The 1136-nt window shown below is 66.2% G+C and carries 1 protein-coding gene; it reads left to right on the forward strand.

Annotated features, from left to right (window positions below; translation table 11 throughout):
• Nucleotides 1–72: 72 nt before the first annotated feature.
• Nucleotides 73–1122, forward strand: a complete 1050-nt coding sequence (locus tag B4U45_RS28515; protein ID WP_075545526.1) for an IS110 family RNA-guided transposase — start codon at nt 73–75, stop codon at nt 1120–1122.
• Nucleotides 1123–1136: the final 14 nt, after the last annotated feature.

The raw sequence follows: 1136 nt of genomic DNA on the forward strand, positions 1-1136 counted from the left end.
ACCCCCTCAGCTCAGACGCTCGTTGATGTGGGCGTCAGTAAGAGTTTTCGGGAGCTTGAGGAGGTCCCACTGATGACGATGGTAGGCGGGTTTGACGTGCACCGGAAGCAGATCACGTTTGATTACGTGGACGACGACGGTGTGGTGCACTGGGGTGAGATCCGGCCGGCAACCCGCAAGATGCTGCGGGGTTGGCTGGGTAAGCACTGCCCGAGCGGGGACGCGGAGTTCGCGCTGGAGGGCTGTACCGGGTGGCGGTATGTGGTCGAGGAGCTGGCCATGGCGGGGGTGGTGGCGCATTTGGGGGATCCGGCCGAGATCGCGGGGTTGCGGGGCCCCAAGAAGCGAGCCAAGACCGACCGCGCCGATGCGCGGCTGTTGCGGACGCTGTTGGTGGAGGGCCGGTTCCCCGAGTTGTGGATCCCGCCGGCGCAGGTGGTGGAGGTTCGCACCCTGGGCCGGTTGTATTGCGCGCTGATGGAGGAGCGCCGTGCCTGGCAGCAGCGCGTCCACGCCCAGTTGTTCCATCAGGGCTGCCCGCCGGTCACCGCGTTGCTGTCGGCGGCGGGCCGTGACGCGCTTGCCGGTGCGGAGTTGTCGGGGGTGGGACGCCAGTATGTGGACACCGCGCTGCGGCGCACAGATGAGCTGGGTGCCGAGATTGTGCCGCTGCGAGCACAATTGGTGAACTTCGCTCGACATCAGCGCGGTTGTCAGGCGCTGCAGGCCCGCCACTACGGCATCGGGTGGTTATGCGCGGCGATCATCTGGGCCGAGATCGGTGATGCACGCCGGTTTTCCAGCTCTGATCAGCTGGTGCGCTTTGCGGGCATGGATGTCACCGTGTATTCCTCGGATACCAAACGCTCACCGGGGCATTTGTCCCGGCAAGGCTCGCCCGAGCTGCGTTGGGCCACCTTCGAGGCGGCCAAGTGCGCGGCTTGGCCCGGCTCCCCGGATTACGGCTACTACCACCAGCTGGCGACCAAGCACGACGGCCACAATGGCAAGAATCCGACCCTGGCGGTCGAACGCAAAATCTTGCGTCGCTGCTCTCACACCCTGCGTGAACTCGGTGATGGCGCGCTGAGCCCACCCCAACCCGTCCGGGAGGCCGCCTGAGATGCAAGCTGCGC

It is taken from the genome of Mycobacterium persicum, assembly GCF_002086915.1.
In the GTDB taxonomy this organism is placed as follows: Bacteria; Actinomycetota; Actinomycetes; order Mycobacteriales; family Mycobacteriaceae; genus Mycobacterium; species Mycobacterium persicum.

What these genes read in the sequence shown, in the direction of transcription:
- B4U45_RS28515 (WP_075545526.1), top strand. Translation starts at nt 73, where the DNA reads ATGACGATGGTAGGCGGGTTTGACGTGCACCGGAAGCAGATCACGTTT.